15 protein-coding genes are annotated in these 16832 nt (G+C 63.9%); 11 read left to right on the top strand and 4 right to left on the bottom strand.

Annotation, left to right across the window (positions count from 1 at the left end; genetic code table 11):
- Positions 1–247 precede the first annotated feature (247 nt).
- From AWB83_RS26090 to AWB83_RS26080, 3 genes are all read left to right on the top strand, one after another.
- The gene (locus tag AWB83_RS26090; protein WP_087048517.1) at positions 248–922 is read left to right on the top strand and encodes a VOC family protein; all 675 of its coding nucleotides are present in this window, start codon (positions 248–250) and stop codon (positions 920–922) included.
- A gap of 234 nt (positions 923–1156) precedes the next feature.
- Positions 1157–1834: a CBS domain-containing protein gene (locus tag AWB83_RS26085; RefSeq protein ID WP_244197891.1), complete on the top strand. Its 678-nt coding sequence runs from the start codon at positions 1157–1159 to the stop codon at positions 1832–1834.
- 113 nt (positions 1835–1947) lie between these two features.
- Positions 1948–2253, top strand: a complete 306-nt coding sequence (locus AWB83_RS26080) for a hypothetical protein (RefSeq protein ID WP_374729143.1) — start codon at positions 1948–1950, stop codon at positions 2251–2253.
- Positions 2254–2315: 62 nt separating this feature from the next.
- Here the strand turns inward: AWB83_RS26080 and AWB83_RS26075 are convergent, their stop codons facing one another.
- Both AWB83_RS26075 and AWB83_RS26070 read right to left on the bottom strand, forming a co-directional pair.
- Positions 2316–3029 carry a ferredoxin reductase domain-containing protein gene (locus AWB83_RS26075; RefSeq protein WP_087048515.1) on the bottom strand — a complete coding sequence of 238 codons (714 nt, stop codon included), beginning with the start codon at positions 3027–3029 and terminating at the stop codon, positions 2316–2318.
- Between the two features lie 239 nt (positions 3030–3268).
- Positions 3269–3976 (bottom strand): TetR/AcrR family transcriptional regulator, encoded by a 708-nt coding sequence (locus AWB83_RS26070; protein WP_087048514.1) that lies wholly within the window; start codon positions 3974–3976, stop codon positions 3269–3271.
- 199 nt (positions 3977–4175) lie between these two features.
- On the opposite strand from AWB83_RS26070, the gene AWB83_RS26065 reads away from it, so the two are divergent.
- The 8 genes from AWB83_RS26065 (at position 4176) to AWB83_RS26030 (ending at position 12469) form a co-directional block, all read left to right on the top strand.
- Positions 4176–5450 carry an alpha/beta fold hydrolase gene (locus AWB83_RS26065; protein WP_087048513.1) on the top strand — a complete coding sequence of 425 codons (1275 nt, stop codon included), beginning with the start codon at positions 4176–4178 and terminating at the stop codon, positions 5448–5450.
- 57 nt (positions 5451–5507) lie between these two features.
- Positions 5508–6392 carry a VOC family protein gene (locus AWB83_RS26060; RefSeq protein ID WP_087048584.1) on the top strand — a complete coding sequence of 295 codons (885 nt, stop codon included), beginning with the start codon at positions 5508–5510 and terminating at the stop codon, positions 6390–6392.
- 31 nt (positions 6393–6423) lie between these two features.
- On the top strand, positions 6424–8124 hold the full coding sequence (locus AWB83_RS26055) for an AMP-binding protein (RefSeq protein WP_087048583.1): 1701 nt from the start codon (positions 6424–6426) through the stop codon (positions 8122–8124).
- Positions 8121–8594, top strand: a complete 474-nt coding sequence (locus AWB83_RS26050) for an acyl-CoA thioesterase (RefSeq protein ID WP_087048512.1) — start codon at positions 8121–8123, stop codon at positions 8592–8594. The genes AWB83_RS26055 and AWB83_RS26050 overlap by 4 nt, the downstream gene beginning before the upstream one ends.
- Positions 8595–9377, top strand: a complete 783-nt coding sequence (locus tag AWB83_RS26045; RefSeq protein ID WP_087048511.1) for a maleate cis-trans isomerase family protein — start codon at positions 8595–8597, stop codon at positions 9375–9377. It abuts the gene before it with no gap.
- A gap of 10 nt (positions 9378–9387) precedes the next feature.
- Positions 9388–10539: an FAD-dependent monooxygenase gene (locus AWB83_RS26040; protein WP_087048510.1), complete on the top strand. Its 1152-nt coding sequence runs from the start codon at positions 9388–9390 to the stop codon at positions 10537–10539.
- A gap of 28 nt (positions 10540–10567) precedes the next feature.
- Entirely contained in the window at positions 10568–11962 is a 1395-nt protein-coding gene (locus tag AWB83_RS26035; RefSeq protein ID WP_087048509.1) for an MFS transporter, read from the top strand.
- A 159-nt stretch (positions 11963–12121) separates the two neighbouring features.
- A complete protein-coding gene (locus AWB83_RS26030; protein WP_087048508.1) occupies positions 12122–12469 on the top strand; it encodes an H-NS histone family protein in 348 nt (115 codons plus the stop codon).
- A 108-nt stretch (positions 12470–12577) separates the two neighbouring features.
- Here the strand turns inward: AWB83_RS26030 and prpF are convergent, their stop codons facing one another.
- Both prpF and acnD read right to left on the bottom strand, forming a co-directional pair.
- The gene (prpF, locus tag AWB83_RS26025) at positions 12578–13783 is read right to left on the bottom strand and encodes a 2-methylaconitate cis-trans isomerase PrpF (protein WP_087048507.1); all 1206 of its coding nucleotides are present in this window, start codon (positions 13781–13783) and stop codon (positions 12578–12580) included.
- 60 nt (positions 13784–13843) lie between these two features.
- Complete coding sequence (acnD, locus tag AWB83_RS26020; protein ID WP_087048506.1) at positions 13844–16441, bottom strand: Fe/S-dependent 2-methylisocitrate dehydratase AcnD; 2598 nt, start codon at positions 16439–16441, stop codon at positions 13844–13846.
- Between the last annotated feature and the right edge of the window lie 391 nt (positions 16442–16832).

Genomic DNA, 16832 nt, shown 5'->3' with positions numbered 1-16832 from the left:
ACGCGTCTTCTTGACGAGAGCAACGGTCTTTCCGAAACTCTGCATAGAGGAACGGCAAATCCACGTGAAGTCTTCCCGTACAAGTCGAATCAGTCTGATCGATGCGGTTTTCACTCGCAGACCAGGAAAAGTGAGCCGCCGCAGTCCTGAACCTTCAAGAGCCGATATCAAGCGACCGCCCGTTCCTCCTGTAGCTTGCTTGTTTGCATGTGCCACCCTTGAATCGCCCAATGGCAAGGAGCATCCGATGAACAACGGACAGACGGGCAGCGAAGCTGCGGCAACAACGGGAAACGCGCGAGCGGTCGACATGAAGCTCGAGGTAGTCGTCGTTCCCGTGACGGACGTCGATCGCGCGAAGCAGTTCTATGCGAGATTAGGCTGGAGGCTCGACGTCGATATCGCGAAAGATGATCAGTTTCGGGTCGTGCACTTCACGCCTCCAGGCTCACAGTGCTCGCTCCTGTTCGGCAAGGGCGTCACGACGCAGGCGCCCGGCTCGGTGAAAGGACTCCATCTCATTGTGTCCGACATAGACGCGGCGCGTGTGGACCTCGTCGATCGTGGCGTCGACGTGAGCGAGATCTTCCATGACATCGGCGGCGTGTTTCACCACGCGGGTGAAGAAGGACGCGTGAGCGGGCCGCATCCGGCCCGGACCAGCTACGGTTCTTTCGCTTCGTTCAGCGATCCCGACGGAAACGAATGGGTTTTTCAGGAAGTGACCGCACGCCTCCCCGGACGAGTCGATACGCGTGACACGACTTTCGCTTCGCCGATGGAGCTCGCGAGCGCGCTTCGCCGTGCGGCGGCCGCACATGGCGAGCACGAGAAACTGACCGGTCGGCATGATGAAAACTGGCCGGACCGGTATGCGGAGTTCATCGTCCGAGAGCAGGCCGGCGCGCAATTGCCGACATGATTGATCGGGGGCACATCGATGAGCGATGCGGATGCGCTTTCCCCGCAAGCCATGCCGGTCTGGCGTAGCATAAAGCGCGATCACGTGCTCGAAGGGCTTGATCTGGATCATGTCCGCGAAGCGTCGCAAGGCAAACAATAGGTGCGCGCCCCACGCAGAATCGGCGGCGCAATAACGCTTGTTCAAAAAGTGCTGTTTTTCCTGAAGGAGATGAACGTGCGAGCTGCCGACATCATGACAACGTCAGTCATTTCCGCCAGTCCCGACATGTCCGTGCGCCAGGCCGCGGGGACGATGGTGTTCGCCGGCATCAGCGGCATGCCCGTGATCGACGAGGACGGGCGCCTGCTCGGAATCGTCACGGAAGGCGATCTGATGCATCGTGCGGAGATCGGGACCGGCGTCAGGCATCGCGCGTGGTGGCTGGAACTGGTTGCATCGACGCGCGAGCTCGCGGGCCAGTATGTCAAGGAGCATGCGCGGAAAGTCAGGGACGTGATGAGCACCGACGTCACAACCGTGACCGAAATGTGCCCGGTCGCCGACATCGCCGAGCTGCTCGAGCGCCGGCGCATCAAGCGCGTGCCGGTGACGCGCGACGGAAAGGTCGTCGGCGTCGTGAGCCGCGCCAACCTGATTCGCGCGCTCGTGACGATGGCGCCCGAGATGCCCGCTGCGGCAGAGAACGGCGATCACGCGATCCGCGCGGACGTGCTCGCCGCCATGGAGGGCCAGCCGTGGGCGCTCGCGCCTGAGAACGTCATCGTCGAGAGCGGGACCGTGCATCTCTGGGGTCCTGTTGTCAGCGCGGAAGAAGGCAACGCCGTTCGCGTTGCGGCGGAGAACGTGCCAGGGGTCAACGAGGTCGTGACGCACTTCGGGTTTCCAGCGGCGGTTCCGCCGTTGGGTTAGCGATGGGCATCGTTTCGGAGGCGATGACAGGGTGCACGGCGGTAGCAGTAAGCGCTTCCGTTTCGCCCTATACTCATCGTGATGCTGCATGTCCTCCAAACGATTGAGGAGCTATCGTGAAAGCAAAGATCGCAACCATCGCTTTGTCGTTGATCGTGACCGCTGCAGGCGTTTCCGTGGCGCCATTTTCGTACGCGCAGGATACGGGCTCGACCGCTACTGACGCGACGCAAGCCGCGTCGATGACGAAGGCGCAGAAAAAGGCTGCGCGAAAAGAGGCGCGCGCGAAGAAGAATGCGGAACTGAAGAAACTCGAGGCGGCGGGCTACAACCCGGGAAGGGCGAACGATCCGAACTATCCCCAGGATATTCAGAACGCGCAGAAAAAGGCGGGAATCGGGGCGGGCGCGAGTCAGTAAGCCGCCCCGCGGAAGCGGGCATGCGGCTTGGCTTGATCGCGCATAGCCCCGATTGACGCGCCCTACGTCTGCGGCACGGGTTCCGGGGCCTTTCGCTCGCCCAGATAAATCTTGTGAACGTTCCGCGGATAAACCCAGTCGCGAGCAGCGAGCTGAATCAAGTCCATCAGTCTCGGCGGCCCGCTACAGTAGATTTGCGCGTTGGCGCTACTAGGGCTCAACGCGTGCGAGACAGTTTGAGCGATCTGATCGACACTCAGGCCAACGTGGTGATGAATCTTGCCGACTGGCGCGAGCGCCTGTAGCTCCTCTCGGAAGAGCGTGCGATCGGCCGACTGTGCGAAGTGATGCAGTTCGAAGGACTTGTTTGCGTCCGCCAGGCGCCTGGCGATCCCGGCGATCGTCGCGACCCCCAGCCCACCGGCGAAGAGGATGTATCGCGCACGCTCGTCGATTTCGAGAGGCAGGTTCTCCGGCGGACGGACGAGCAGATCGCTGCCCGGACGGAAAATCGTGTCGTCTATTGGTCTCGCCTCGACGCCGGGGCCCGACTGCGTTCGCACGCCCACCACGTACGTTTCCCGTCTGGAAGCCTTGCGGTGTAGCGGCTGGACCCTGCTGCGGTTGGCGCTTGCGTCCAGCACGACGTCCAGCATGGCGCCCTCGTCGAAGGGCGGCAGTGCCGCATTTCTTTTCGCCCGCAATTCGACCGCGCAATATCCCGTCGCGAGCTGCCAGGTTCGCGACACCGTAACCTCAATCAAGCCGTCGTGCATGTCTCCTCCGATTCTCTGATATAGCCTGGAACGGCTGGTCGGGGCGGTGATGGGCTGACGCGCGAAACCGGGTTCGCGACGATGAGGTCTAGAGTAGGAGAGGCATGGAGATGCGGCAATCCGCATTGGCTGTATGTTGGACATACGAGCATGCCGATGCGGACCCGCCGGAATTGGAACGATCGATCCAGGACTCGCACTCCATTCGTGCCGCCAAGTGCGCTTCGCCGGGCCTGTGATCAGCTCGCGTCGCGGGAGGGGCCACCGGATCCGAGATGGCGTTCCAGCATGTCGATATCGTCGCGCAACAACCGGATCACCTCGGCAGCGCTCGGCTCACGCAATTGTCTTGCGTTTTCCAGTTGCACGGAGCGCAAGGCCATATCGGCAACCTGCTCCGATACTTGCTCGAGCGAACGCGCGCCTGAGGGCGAATACCACCAGGCGCTCCAGTTGCACATGCCGATGATCGAGAACGCCGCGACCTTCGCGTCCATCGCGCAGAACTGTCCCTGCTCGATGCCGTATTCGATGGCGTGCTGAAACTGCTCCAGCACCGCGCGCCGAGCCTGCTCCGCGAGCTTGCGTTGCTTCGGCGGCAGATTGCCTTCGTTGCGCTCGACGACCCGAAATTGCAGCGGATGCGTGAGGATCAGTTGCGCATGACGCAGCACCAGATGCCGCAGGATGCCCGCGGGATGCTTCATGTGCTCGGGCACGGCCTCCGACGCCAGTTGTCCCGCCGCCCGCGTGACCGTCTCCGTGAGCACTTCCAGAATGGCTTCCTTGCTCTTGAAGTAGTAGTAGAGCGCCGGCCGGCTCACGCCGATCGCATCGGCGATGTCGTTGAAGCTCGTGCCGTCGAAGCCGCGCTCGATGAACAGCCGCGTCGCCGCTTCCAGGATGTTTTCACGCAGAGCGTCGCTCTTGGTCAGGGTCTTGGTCATGCGCGCTTTTGACGACTGTGTCAGAAAAGTCACCACGATAATCAAATCCGCGTGGCGACGCCACCCGGAATGCTGGCCTCGGCCCGTTACCCTGATATCCTGCGCGCGTCGAGGAATCGACGTATCCGTAAAAACCATGTCTCAAAATCTACACATAAGTAAAAAATTGGACTAAGATGTAAAAAAAGGAGGTGAGCAAATGAATCGATCCGAGCAAACGCACGCCGGCTCCGGTGGCGTCACCGCAGGGTTTCTCAACACGGACTGGAATCCTCGCGACCTGCCTGCGGGCGTCGGCACGCGCAATGTCGTGCTGCGCACGCAGGACGGCGCCGCGACGAGCGGTTCGCTGTATTCGCCCGGCAGGTCCGATACGGTCGTGTGCATCATGCATCCGCGTGAATTCATGGCGTGCCATTACCTGATTCCGGATATCGTCCGCGCCGGTTATGCGGCGTGGACGCAGGCGCCGCGCGCGGTCGGCAACGACATGCGGCTCGAGCACGAGTTCGCGCTCTACGACGTTGCCGCCGGCATGCGCTTTCTGCGCGATGCGGGTTTCCGGCGCGTCGTGCTGCTCGGCAACTCGGGCGGCAGCGGCCTGTACGCGCTCTATACCCAGCAGTCGAATCTGGCTCCGACGCGGCGCATCGAGCGCACGCCGGGCGGACGGCCGACGCGGCTCGCCTCGCTGGACATGCCTCCCGTGGATGGCGTCGTCTTCGTCGCGCCGCATCCGGGGCAGGGCGCGCTGCTCCAAGGCTGCATCGATCCCTCCGTCACGGATGAGAGCGACGCGCTCTCGGTCGATCCGTCGCTCGATCCGTTTTCGGCTTCCAGCGGATTCGCCGCGCCGCCTCGGTCTTCGCGCTACGACGCTGCCTTCGTCGCGCGCTATCGCGCGGCGCAGACTGCGCGCGTCGAGCGGCTCGATGCGTTCGCGCGCAAGCTGATCGCCGAGCGCCTCGATGCCCGCGCACGCGTCAAGTCCGCAGGCGATGAAGCCGATCCCAGCCTGCGCCGCATGGCCGCGCATACGCCGCTGATGACCATCTGGCGCACCGATGCCGACTTGCGCTGCTTCGACCTTTCGCTCGATCCATCCGATCGCCGCTACGGCTCGCTATGGGGCGCGGACCCGTTCGCCTCGAATTATGGTTCCGTCGGTTTTGCCCGATGCTGTTCGCCGGAAGCGTGGCTGTCCACGTGGTCGGGCGTGTCGTCGAACGCGCTGCTGTCGAAGACCGCGCCCGCGATCGAGCAGCCGGCGCTCGTGGTCGAGTACACGGGCGATCAGGCGTGTTTCCCGACCGTCATCGCCGAGATCCACGCGAGCCTCGGCTCATCCGCGAAGACGCACCGTCGCGTGCGCGGCGATCACCATGGCCGCGCGCTTGCCGAAGGCGAGGAAGCGGGCCGCTATGTCGCCGGGCGCATCGTGCGCGACTGGCTGCGCGAGACCTTTCCCCAATGAACGATGCGACTGATTCAACGCGAACGTGAACGAGAACACGGAGTTCCTGACATGAACATGAGCGACATGCCCGCCGCCAATCTCACGCTGCGTCTGCACGGCGTGGATCACACGGCGCGGCCCACCTGGCGACTGAAGGAAACGGTCGAGTTCTATCGCGACGTGCTCGGCCTGCCTTTGGTTCACACGATCTCGGCGCGCGGATGGGGCCCCGCCACACATCCGGATTTCCTTCACTTCTTTTTCGATAGCGGTAATGGCAGCACCATCGCGTTTTTTTATTACCTGAGAAGTAAGGAACCCGAATCGCTGAGCGGACGGGCAATACATCCGCCGCGCCCCGATGACCACGTTTTCGACGCGACCCACACCGCCTGGCTCGTCGAGACGCAGGACGAGCTGCAAGCGTGGAAGTCCCGGCTCGAGGCGCGCGGTGTGGAGGTATCGGTCGAGACGGCGCATGAAGTGATCGAGTCGATTTACTTTCGCGACCCGAATGGCTATTTCATCGAGATTACGCGCAAGCTGCGCGCACTCGAGCCGCTCGATGCACGCGATGCCGCCGCGACGCTCGAAGCGGCCATCGAACTGGAAGCGGAGCGGTTCGCGCGCAACCGCGACATCGAATGCATCGACGAAGTCTGGGAGCGCAAGGCTGCGCGCCTCGGCGGACTTCTCGGGTCGGATACGAAGCAAGTGCAACTCTTCGTGCTGAACGTGCCGGAGTTCGCCTCTGTTATCGATGCCGCGCGCAAACTGCCTGAGTGTCGTGTCGAAGATCGGGGCGATTACACCGTGGTGAGCGCCACCGGACCGATTTCATTCGAGCGCCGAGCACTGGGTCTGAAGCCCGCCGTCTGGTACGGGCTGTTCACAGGCGGCCTGAACGGACGAATCGAGTGCCATGACCGCGATGTCGTGCGGATCGCGCCGCGTGACTGAAGCAGCGCCCGACATGCAGGAGACAAAACACATGAGAGGCATTTTTCATCCGATCGACGGCGTGACGTATTGTCCGCCCGAGCTTGCGCAACGGTACTTCGCGGCGAACGCCTGGATCGACACGACGCTCGGCGACGCGTTGCGCGCGACCGCCGCGCGCGTGCCCGAGCGGCCCGCCTACATCACGGACGAAGCGACGATCACCTTCGCCGAACTCGACGAGCGCAGCGAGCGGCTCGGCGCTGCGCTGCTCGATATCGGCCTTGCGCCCGGGGACCGCGCGGTCTTCCAGATGGGGACGACCGTGGATACGGCGGTCGCGCTGATGGGCGCATACAAGGCGGGCATCGTTCCGGTTTGCGCCGTGCCGCAGTATCGCGAGGTCGAGATCGGCCAGCTCGCGGCGCAGTCCGAACCGCGCGGCTATTTCGTCCAGGCGGATTTCTCCACGTTCGATCTCGTCGCCTTCGCGCGGCAGATGTTCGGCCGGGTTCCATCGCTCGAACATCTGGTCGTCGCGCGAGGCGAGCGCGGCACGGGGCATCACACGATCGACGCGCTCATCGAGGCGATGCCGCTTTCCCGCGCGCGCGCCGTGCTGGCCGACATCAGGATCGGCAGCGAGGATGTGCTGAGCTTTCAGCTTTCCGGAGGCACGACCGGCGTGCCGAAGATCATCCCGCGCTTCCACGCGGAGTACATCGGCCACGCGCTCGACTGGATGCGTCACATCGGCATGAGCGAGGCGAGCCGCATGATCTGGTCGCTGCCGATGCTGCATAACGCGGGTCAGCTCTATGCGCTCGTCTCAACGGTCGCCGCCGGCATGACGACGGTGCTCATGCCGCGCGTGGACATCGCCCGGATGCTCGAGCTGATCGAAGCGCACCGTGTCACGCACGGGCTTTCCATCGGGCCGGTCGCGCCGCAGATGATCGCGTATCAGGATATCGCGCGGCATGACCTGTCATCGCTGGAATTGTTCGGCACGATGAGCCGCGCGGACTCGCTCGAAGCGCACCTCGGCGTGCCGTGCTTCAACCTGTACGGCACGACCGAAGGGCTGCTGCTGGGCGCGGGACCGGCGCACCCGGCCGAATTGCGGCATTTCACGCAGGGACTGTCGGGCAGCGCGGAGGACGAGATCCGCGTGCTCTTGCCGGGTACGGAGGAGCCGGCGCCGGACGGCGTGGCGGGCGAGCTGTGCTTTCGCGGGCCGTCGAGCCTGCGCGGCTATTTCCGCGCGCCCGAGGCGAGCGCGCAGACGCTGACGCGCGACGGCTTCGTGCGCACCGGCGACATGGTGACGCAAAGGCTCATCGACGGCGTGGTCTGCTTCGCGTTCGAGGGACGCCTGCGCGACAACGTCAATCGCGGCGGCGAGAAGATCGGTTGCGAGGAAGTCGAGGCTTACGTGAGCCGGCATCCGGCGGTCGCCGACGCGAAGCTCGTCGCCATGCCCGACGCGCTGTACGGAGAGAAAGCGTGCGTCTATCTCATCCTGCGCGCGAATCACGCAGCGCCGACGGTGCCGCAGCTTGCCGAATTCCTCGTCGGCCAGGGGCTCGCGAAATTCAAGTGCCCGGAGCGCATCGAGATCGTCGATGAGTTCCCCGTGACGCGCGTGGGCAAGGTCGACAAGGCGGCGTTGCGCAGCGATGTCGCCGAGCGCCTCGCGGCCGAGCATGCCGTGCGCGCGGATGCGGCGAGCACCGCGAAGGAGCGCGCATGATCAGCACCGAATACGTCGCGGGCACGCATCCGTTCGTCGTGCGCCGCCGCGTGCGCTGGGGCGAATGCGATCCGGCCGGCGTCGTCTACACGGCGTCGTTTTCCGACTACGTCATCTCGTTCGCGGAGCTCTTCTACGGCTTTCTCTTCGACGGTGCGCCGCAGGCGGTCAAGAACCACCACGGTTTCGGCACGCCGACGCGCGCGCTCGAATTCGATTTCCGGCGCTCGCTCAGGCCGGACGAAACCTTCGACGCAACAGTGGAAGTCGAGGTGATTCGCACCCGCACGTTCACGCTCGTCATCACTGCGCGCATGGCCGACGGAGAGACCGCTTTCATCGCGCGCCTCACGCCGGTATGCATTCGGCGTCACGAGCGCGAATCGATCGAGGTACCCGCTGTGCTGCGACACGCGCTCGAGCAGTATCGGTCGCGCTGCGCTGAACATCCCCACGCAGGAGAAACCTGAATGATGCAGGCAACGTCCCGAACGTATCGGATCGGCCAGATCGTGCCGAGTTCGAACACCACCATGGAAACCGAGATTCCCGCCATGCTGCGCGCACGCGAAGCGATCTATCCCGAGCGCTTCACGTTCCACTCGAGCCGCATGCGCATGCATCGCGTCGTGAAGGAGGAACTGGAGGCGATGAATCGCGAGGGCCTGCGCTGTGCCGCGGAACTCGCCGATGCGCGCGTCGATGTGATGAGCACCGCGTGCCTCGTCGCCATCATGGCGATGGGACCCGGCTATCACCGCCGGGTCGAAGAGGATTTGCGGCGCATCGCTCGCGAGAACCGCTGCGAGGCGCCGGTGATGACGTCGGCGGGTGCGCTCGTCGCCGGGCTGAAGGCGCTCGGCGCGCGCAGGATCGCGCTCATGGCGCCTTACATGAAGCCGCTGACGGCCGCGGTCGTCGCGTATATCGAAGACGAGGGCATCGAAGTGCTGGATGCGATGTCGTTCGAGATTCCGGACAACCTCGAAGTCGGCCGGCGCGATCCGCTGCAATTGCTCGACGATGTCAAGCGACTCCACATTGCCAACGCGGATGCGGTCGTGCTGTCCGCATGCGTGCAGATGCCTTCGCTCGCCGCGATCCAGACCGCGCAGGACAGGCTCGGCGTGCCGGTGACGTCGACGGCGGTCTGCACCGTGCGGCAGATGCTCGATCATCTCTCGCTTGCGCCGGTGGTGCCGAACGCGGGCGCGCTGCTTGGTGAGTCCGCGCGTCATCTCACGGAATGCTGAGGAAACGTTCATGAAAATTGCGGTGATCGGCGGCGGCCCCGCCGGACTGTATTTCTCGATGCTGATGAAGCAGCGTCATCCCGGCGACGAGATCGTCGTCCACGAACGCAACGCGGCCGGCGCGACGTATGGCTGGGGCGTGGTTTTTTCGGACGTCGCGCTGAGCTTTCTGAAGGAAGCGGACGAACCCTTTTTCCGCAAGTTCACGGCGCACCACGAGCGCTGCGACTTCATGGAGATCGTGCATCGCGGCGTGCCGGTGCGTCTCTCGAACAATCACTTTTCGCGCACTTCGCGCATCGACCTGCTGAATGTGCTGCAGGAGGCGTGCCGCGAGACCGGTGTCGATGTGCGTTACAACAGTTGCGTGAGCGATCCGGCTGCGCTGAAGGACTTCGACGTCATCGTCGCGGCGGACGGCGTGAACAGCGAAGTGCGCACACGTCTCGCCGGGCACTTCCAGCCGACGTTCGACGAACGGCGCAACAAGTTCGCGTGGTACGGCACGTCGCGCCTGTTCCATCCGGTGTCGCTGATCTTCCGCGACACGTCGCAGGGCGTGTTCATCGCGCATGCCTACCAGTACAGCAAGACGCATTCGACGTTTCTGGTCGAAGTCGATCCGCAGACCTGGCGGCGTTGCGGGCTGGACACCGCCACCGAGGATGAAAGCCGCGCGTTCTGCGAAAGCGTGTTCGCCGAAGATCTGCAAGGCGAGCCTCTGCTGACGAACCGCTCGCAATGGTTTCAGGCGAAAGTCGTGAGCAACTCGCGGTGGTCGCACGGGAACGTCGTGCTGCTCGGCGATGCGCTGCGCAGTGTGCATTTCTCGCTCGGCTCGGGCACGCGCATGGCGATGCAGGACGCCATCGCGCTTAGCGATGCGTTGTCGATGCACCGCAATGACATCGCGGCCGCATTCTCTGCCTTCGAGGCGAGCAGAAAAGACGCATCCGACCGCTTTCAGGACGCGGCGCGCAAGAGCCTCGACTGGTACGAATCGGTCGACACGAGGATGAATCTCGATCCCGTCAGCTTCGCCTATGACTACATGCGGCGCACGGGGCGCGTCAGTCACGAGGACTTGCGCAAGCGCGATCCGGCGTTCATCCAGCAGGTCGAGGCGGCCGCCATGCGGCGGGTGCAACTCGCGCATGCATGAGAACGAAGCGGGACATACAGGAGACGTCATGGACGCCAACGACATGCGGCGCGAGCCGATGGATGTGCGCGAAATCATCGACCAGGCGGGCGTGTCGCGCTATCAGGTCATGATCGGCTTGCTGTGCTTTCTCATCGTCGCGCTGGATGGATTCGATATCGCCATCATCGGTTTCATCGCGCCGCATGTGCGCAGCGACTGGAACCTGTCGATGATCGCGCTCGGACCGCTCTTCAGTGCCGGACTGCTCGGCCTGATGATGGGCGCTTTTCTGGGCGGGCCGCTGGCGGACCGGATCGGACGGCGCGGCGTGCTCATTCTCTCGGTCGCCTGGTTCGGTGTGGCGTGCCTCGGGTCAGCCGCGTCGCCGGACATCGTGTGGCTGATCGCCCTGCGTTTCCTGACCGGCTTCGGGCTCGGCGGCGCGATGCCGAACGCCATCACGCTCACCGCCGAATTCAGCCCCGACCGGCGGCGCGGCACCTTGCTGACGTTGATGTTCTGCGGCTTCTCGCTCGGGTCCGCGCTCGGTGGCGTGGTCACGGCCTATCTGATCGCGGAGTTCGGCTGGCGCGGGGTGCTCGCCATCGGCGGGCTGCTTCCCCTGATGCTGGTGCCGGTCCTGTGGGTCGCGTTGCCCGAATCCGTGCGCTTCCTCGCGCTTCGCAACGGCAACGACGCGCGCATCGCGGCCATCCTGATGCGTGTGGCGCGCGACCGCGCCGGCTCCGATCGACGCTATTTCGCGGCCGAGGATCGCGCGAGCTCGTCGCCTGTCGCGAGACTCTTCGATCCTCGCTACCGGCAGGGGACGCTGCTGCTCTGGCTCGCGTTCTTCATGAGCCTCCTGCTGCTGTACATGCTGATCAACTGGCTGCCCATTCTCGGCGCGAGAGCGGGTCTTTCGCTCAAGCAGGCTTCCGTGTTCGCGGGCTTGCTGCAAGGCGGCGGCGTGCTCGGCGCGATCGTGCTCGGAGTGTTGATCGACCGGTTTGATGCCTACAAGGTGGTGGGCGCGGCCTACCTCGTCGGGGCGGCCGCTGTCGCGTCGCTGGCCGCCACCGGATCGGCGTCGTGGCTTGCCGTGGGCATATTCGTGACGGGTTTCTGCGTGAGCGGGTCGCAGGTCTGTGCGAACGTCATCGCCTCCGCGTTCTATCCGACATCGAGCCGGGCAACGGGTGTCGCCTGGGCGCTCGGCGTGGGGCGAATCGGCGCGATCACCGGATCGTTCGGCGGCGCCGTGCTGCTCTCCGCGGGCTGGTCCAACGCGGCGCTGTTTCTCATCCTCGCGATGCCCGCGATGCTGTCGGGCCTGGGTGTGTATTTCGCCGGCGCGTTCCGCGCGCGAGCGGCGTCGGCGTCGACTTCATCCGATGCCGACGTCGCGCTCACCGTCCACGGCTCCGAGCTGGGATCATAGTGTTCGCACTCGCGTCGCGATCAGGCGCTGCCAAGCGACATCCGGTGGCTCGAAGTTATCGCGGCAGGAAAAAGGAGCCGGCAGGAAACCGCCTATAATTGCGGGAGCATCTCCTGAATCCGCTCGACGCGGACATCGGCAACAGATTCCCAAAACCTTATGGCATATCAAAGCTTTGAAATCGCTCAGCTGCGCGCACGGCAGGAAGCGTTGGACAAACAGTTGGCTGAAGTCAAGGAGCGCGAGACGCGCCTGGTGCTGATTGAAATCGTGCAAAAGATGCGCGAATACGGCATCTCCCTCAACGAACTGATGGGTCGGAAGCCTGGTTCTCAACCAGACGAACCTTCAGCGAAATACCGGGACCCCGTTAGTGGTTCTACCTGGAGCGGTCGGGGCCGGGCGCCCGCTTGGATTGCAGGCAAGGACCGCAACGAATTTCTGGTCGACAAGCATGCAGCTGCTCGCGCTATGGTCCAGGCTGCGCTGTTTCCCGACGGACATTGAGCCATCGCGCCTTTTTATCGCTAAGCTCCCGCAGCATACCCGCCTCCGGCATTGCAACAGTACCTGTTGCAATGCCGGTCTCGCATTTTCGATCGAGCGACGTGCGTCTTACGTTGCCGTTTCGCGCCTTCCGGCAACGGGAACGCGCACGAATCCCTCCATCAGCACTCTTGCACTTCGGCTCATCATGGCCTTTCTTACCTTCCACTCTCCGTTTGACTCAATTGCCTCGGCGCCGACGCGCAACGTGCCAGACGGATGGCCGAAGCGGACGGACTGACGCTCGCCGCCACCCGCGGCGAGGTTGACAAGCGTGCCCGGAATCGCCGCCGCCGTGCCGATCGCGACGGCGGCCGTGCCCATCATCGCGTGATGCAGCTTGCCCATTGACATCGCGCGCACGAGCACGTCGACGTCGCCTGCACCGATGCGCTTCCCGCTCGACGCGACGTACTCCGCCGGGCGCGCGACGAACGCGATCTTCGGCGTGTGCTGGCGTTTGGCAATTTCATCGAGGCTCTTGATCAGCCCCATGCGCAACGCGCCATATGCGCGGATGGTCTCGAAACGCTTCAAGGCAGCGTCGTCGCTGTTGATCGCGTCCTGAAGCTCGGTGCCCGTGTAGCCGATGGCCTCGGCGTTCAGGAAGATCGTCGGAATGCCCGCGTTGATCATCGTTGCCTTGAACGTGCCGACACCCGGAACGTCGAGATCGTCGACGATGTTGCCCGTCGGGAACATCGCGCCTTCGGCGCCTTCTTCCTCGGCGGCGGGATCGAGGAATTCGAGCTGCACTTCGGCGGCAGGAAAGGTCACGCCGTCCAGCTCGAAGTCGCCGGTTTCCTGCACGGCGCCGTTGGTCATCGGCACATGCGCGATGATCGTCTTGCCGATGTTCGCCTGCCAGATACGCACGGTCGCGACGCCATTGTCCGGCACGCGTTCGGGATCGACGAGGCCGCTCGCAATCGCGAATGGCCCGACCGCCGCCGAGAGATTGCCGCAATTGCCGCTCCAGTCGACGAACGGCTTGTCGATGGAAACCTGGCCGAACAGATAATCCACGTCATGATCGGCCCGCGCGCTCTTCGAGACGATGACCGTCTTGCTCGTACTCGACGTCGCGCCGCCCATGCCGTCGATCTGCTTGCCATACGGGTCCGGGCTGCCGATGACGCGCAAAAGGAGCGCATCGCGCGCGGGGCCCGGAACGCGCGCCGCTTCGGGCAAATCGTTCAGGCGAAAGAAGACGCCCTTGCTGGTGCCGCCGCGCATGTAGGTCGCGGCGATCTTGATCTGAGGTGCGTGTGCCATATGTTTCGAATCCTTTCCTAAAGTGAGACGGTGCTCCGTGCAGTGTCGTACCGGCCGTCTCTAGGCCGCCGCTTTTGACGACTCAAGGAAGTCCTGTGCGAAGCGTTGCAGCACGCCGCCGGCTTCGTAGATCGAGACTTCCTCGGCCGTGTCGAGCCGGCATGTCACCGGTACTTCGACACGCTCGCCATTCTTGCGCCGGATGACCAGCGTGAGATCCGCGCGCGGCTTGCGCTCCCCGATCACGTCATACGTCTCGGTGCCGTCGATGCCAAACGTCTGGCGATTTGCCCCTGGCTTGAATTCGAGCGGCAGCACGCCCATGCCGATCAGGTTCGTGCGATGAATGCGCTCGAACCCTTCCGCGACGATCGCTTCCACGCCCGCGAGCCGTACGCCCTTGGCGGCCCAGTCGCGCGACGAGCCTTGCCCATAGTCCGCCCCCGCGATGATGATGAGCGGCTGCTTGCGCTCCATGTAGGTTTCGATCGCTTCCCACATGCGCGTGACCCTGCCTTCCGGTTCGATGCGCGCGAGCGAGCCTTTCTTCACCTGTCCATCGACGACAGCCATTTCGTTGATGAGCGTCGGATTCGCGAAGGTCGCGCGCTGCGCCGTCAGATGATCGCCACGATGCGTCGCGTACGAGTTGAAATCTTCCTCGGGCAAGCCCATTTTCGCGAGATATTCGCCGGCCGCGCTGTTCGCGAGAATCGCGTTGGACGGCGAAAGATGGTCCGTCGTGATGTTGTCGCCGAGCACCGCGAGCGGACGCATGCCCGCGAGCGTGCGCTCGCCCGCGAGTGCGCCTTCCCAATATGGCGGGCGGCGAATGTAGGTGCTTTGCGCGCGCCAGTCGTAGAGCGGGCTGATGGCTTCGGCACTCGCCGCCGACAACGCGAACATCGGCTCGTAGACCTTGCGGAACTGCTCGGGCTTCACGCTTTGCTTGACGATGGCGTCGATTTCCTCGTCGCTCGGCCAGATGTCTTTCAGATAGACAGGCTGACCGTTCCTGCCGATGCCGAGCGCATCGCGTTCGATGTCGAACCGGATGGTGCCCGCGATCGCATAGGCGACGACGAGCGGCGGCGAAGCGAGAAACGCCTGCTTCGCATACGGGTGAATGCGGCCGTCGAAGTTGCGATTGCCGGAGAGCACGGCAGTCGCGTAGAGATCGCGATCGATGATTTCCTTCTGAATGGCCGGGTCGAGCGCGCCGGACATGCCGTTGCACGTCGTGCACGCGAACGCGACGATGCCGAAGCCCAGCTTCTCCAGATCCGTTAGCAAACCGGCTTCCTGCAAATACAATTCGACCGCTTTCGAGCCCGGCGCCAGCGACGACTTCACCCACGGCTTGCGCGTGAGACCTTGCGCATTCGCATTGCGCGCCAGCAGCGCCGCCGCGATCACGTTGCGCGGGTTGCTGGTGTTGGTGCAACTCGTGATCGCAGCGATGATCACTGCGCCATCCGGCATCTGACCAGGCGTTTCTTCCCATTTGCCCGCGATGCCGCGCGTCGCCAGTTCCGAAACGGGCAAGCGCTTGTGCGGATTCGACGGCCCGGCCATGTTGCGCACGACCGTCGACAGATCGAAGCGCAACACGCGTTCATATTCGGCGTGCACCAGCGAATCGGCCCACAGGCCGGTGGTTTTCGCGTATTGCTCGACGAGGCTCACCTGCTTGTCATCGCGGCCGGTCAGGCGCAGGTATTCGATCGTCTGCTGGTCGATGTAGAACATCGCGGCGGTCGCGCCGTATTCGGGCGCCATGTTCGAGATCGTCGCGCGGTCGCCGAGCGTGAGGCTCGATGCGCCTTCGCCGTAGAATTCGAGGTACGCGCCGACCACCTTTTCCTTGCGCAGGAATTCGGTGAGCGCGAGCACGATATCGGTCGCCGTGATGCCGGGCTGGCGCTTGCCGCTCAGCTCGACGCCGACGATATCCGGCAGGCGCATCCACGACGCGCGGCCCAGCATGACGTTCTCGGCTTCGAGCCCGCCCACGCCGATCGCGATCACGCCGAGCGCATCGACGTGCGGCGTGTGGCTATCAGTGCCGACGAGCGTGTCCGGATACGCGATGCCATCGACCGCGTGAATGACGGGCGACATGCGCTCCAGATTGATCTGATGCATGATCCCGTTGCCCGGCGGAATCACATCGACATTCTTGAACGCCTTCTTGGTCCAGTTGATGAAGTCGAAGCGATCCTCGTTGCGCCGGTCCTCGATCGCGCGGTTCTTCGCGAACGCATCCGGATCGAAGCCGCCGCATTCCACAGCGAGCGAATGATCGACGATGAGCTGCACGGGAACCACGGGATTCACTTTCGCGGGATCACCGCCCTGGTCCGCGATCGCGTCGCGCAGGCCCGCGAGATCGACGAGCGCCGTCTGTCCGAGAATGTCGTGACAGACCACGCGCGCAGGGAACCACGGAAAGTCGCGCTCCCGCTTTCTTTCGACGAGCTGCATCAGCGATGGCTCGAGGGTCGCCGGATCGCAGCGGCGAACGAGATTCTCGGCGAGCACGCGCGAGGTGTACGGCAGCTTGTCATAGGCGCCGGGCGCGATGGCTTCGACGGCTGCGCGCGCATCGAAGTAATCGAGTGAGGAGCCGGGCAGGGGTTTGCGGTTTGCAGTATTCATCGCCGTGTCTCGGTCATTGCATGGTCTTTCAGATGCCATGCTCGAAGCGTATTGTGGGGGAGACCCCCTTCGTCTGGAAATTCTGGCTATTTTAGGCGCCGCTGGCTTCACGGTTCGAGGAGAGCGTACGCTCAACCCGAGTATCGTTCATCTCCGGCTTTTGCATCGCGTGCGGCTGAGACAGGACTCGCAGCATAAAAAGGGGCCCGCTGTCGGGTGCGACAGCGGGGCCCAAAGCCCTCACGTATCTCGCGTATCACGTAAAGGGGTTCGATGTGCCTCAGGAACGCTTTGCCAGCGGGACGAACTCGAGGTTCTCCGGACCGGTGTAATTCGCGCTCGGCCGGATGATCTTGTTGTCGATGCGCTGCTCGATGATGTGCGCGCTCCA

Source organism: Caballeronia ptereochthonis, assembly GCF_001545075.1.
Lineage (GTDB): Bacteria > Pseudomonadota > Gammaproteobacteria > Burkholderiales > Burkholderiaceae > Caballeronia > Caballeronia ptereochthonis.
Note: the sequence above shows the minus strand (reverse complement) of the source record. Positions and strands in the feature narration are given on the sequence as shown.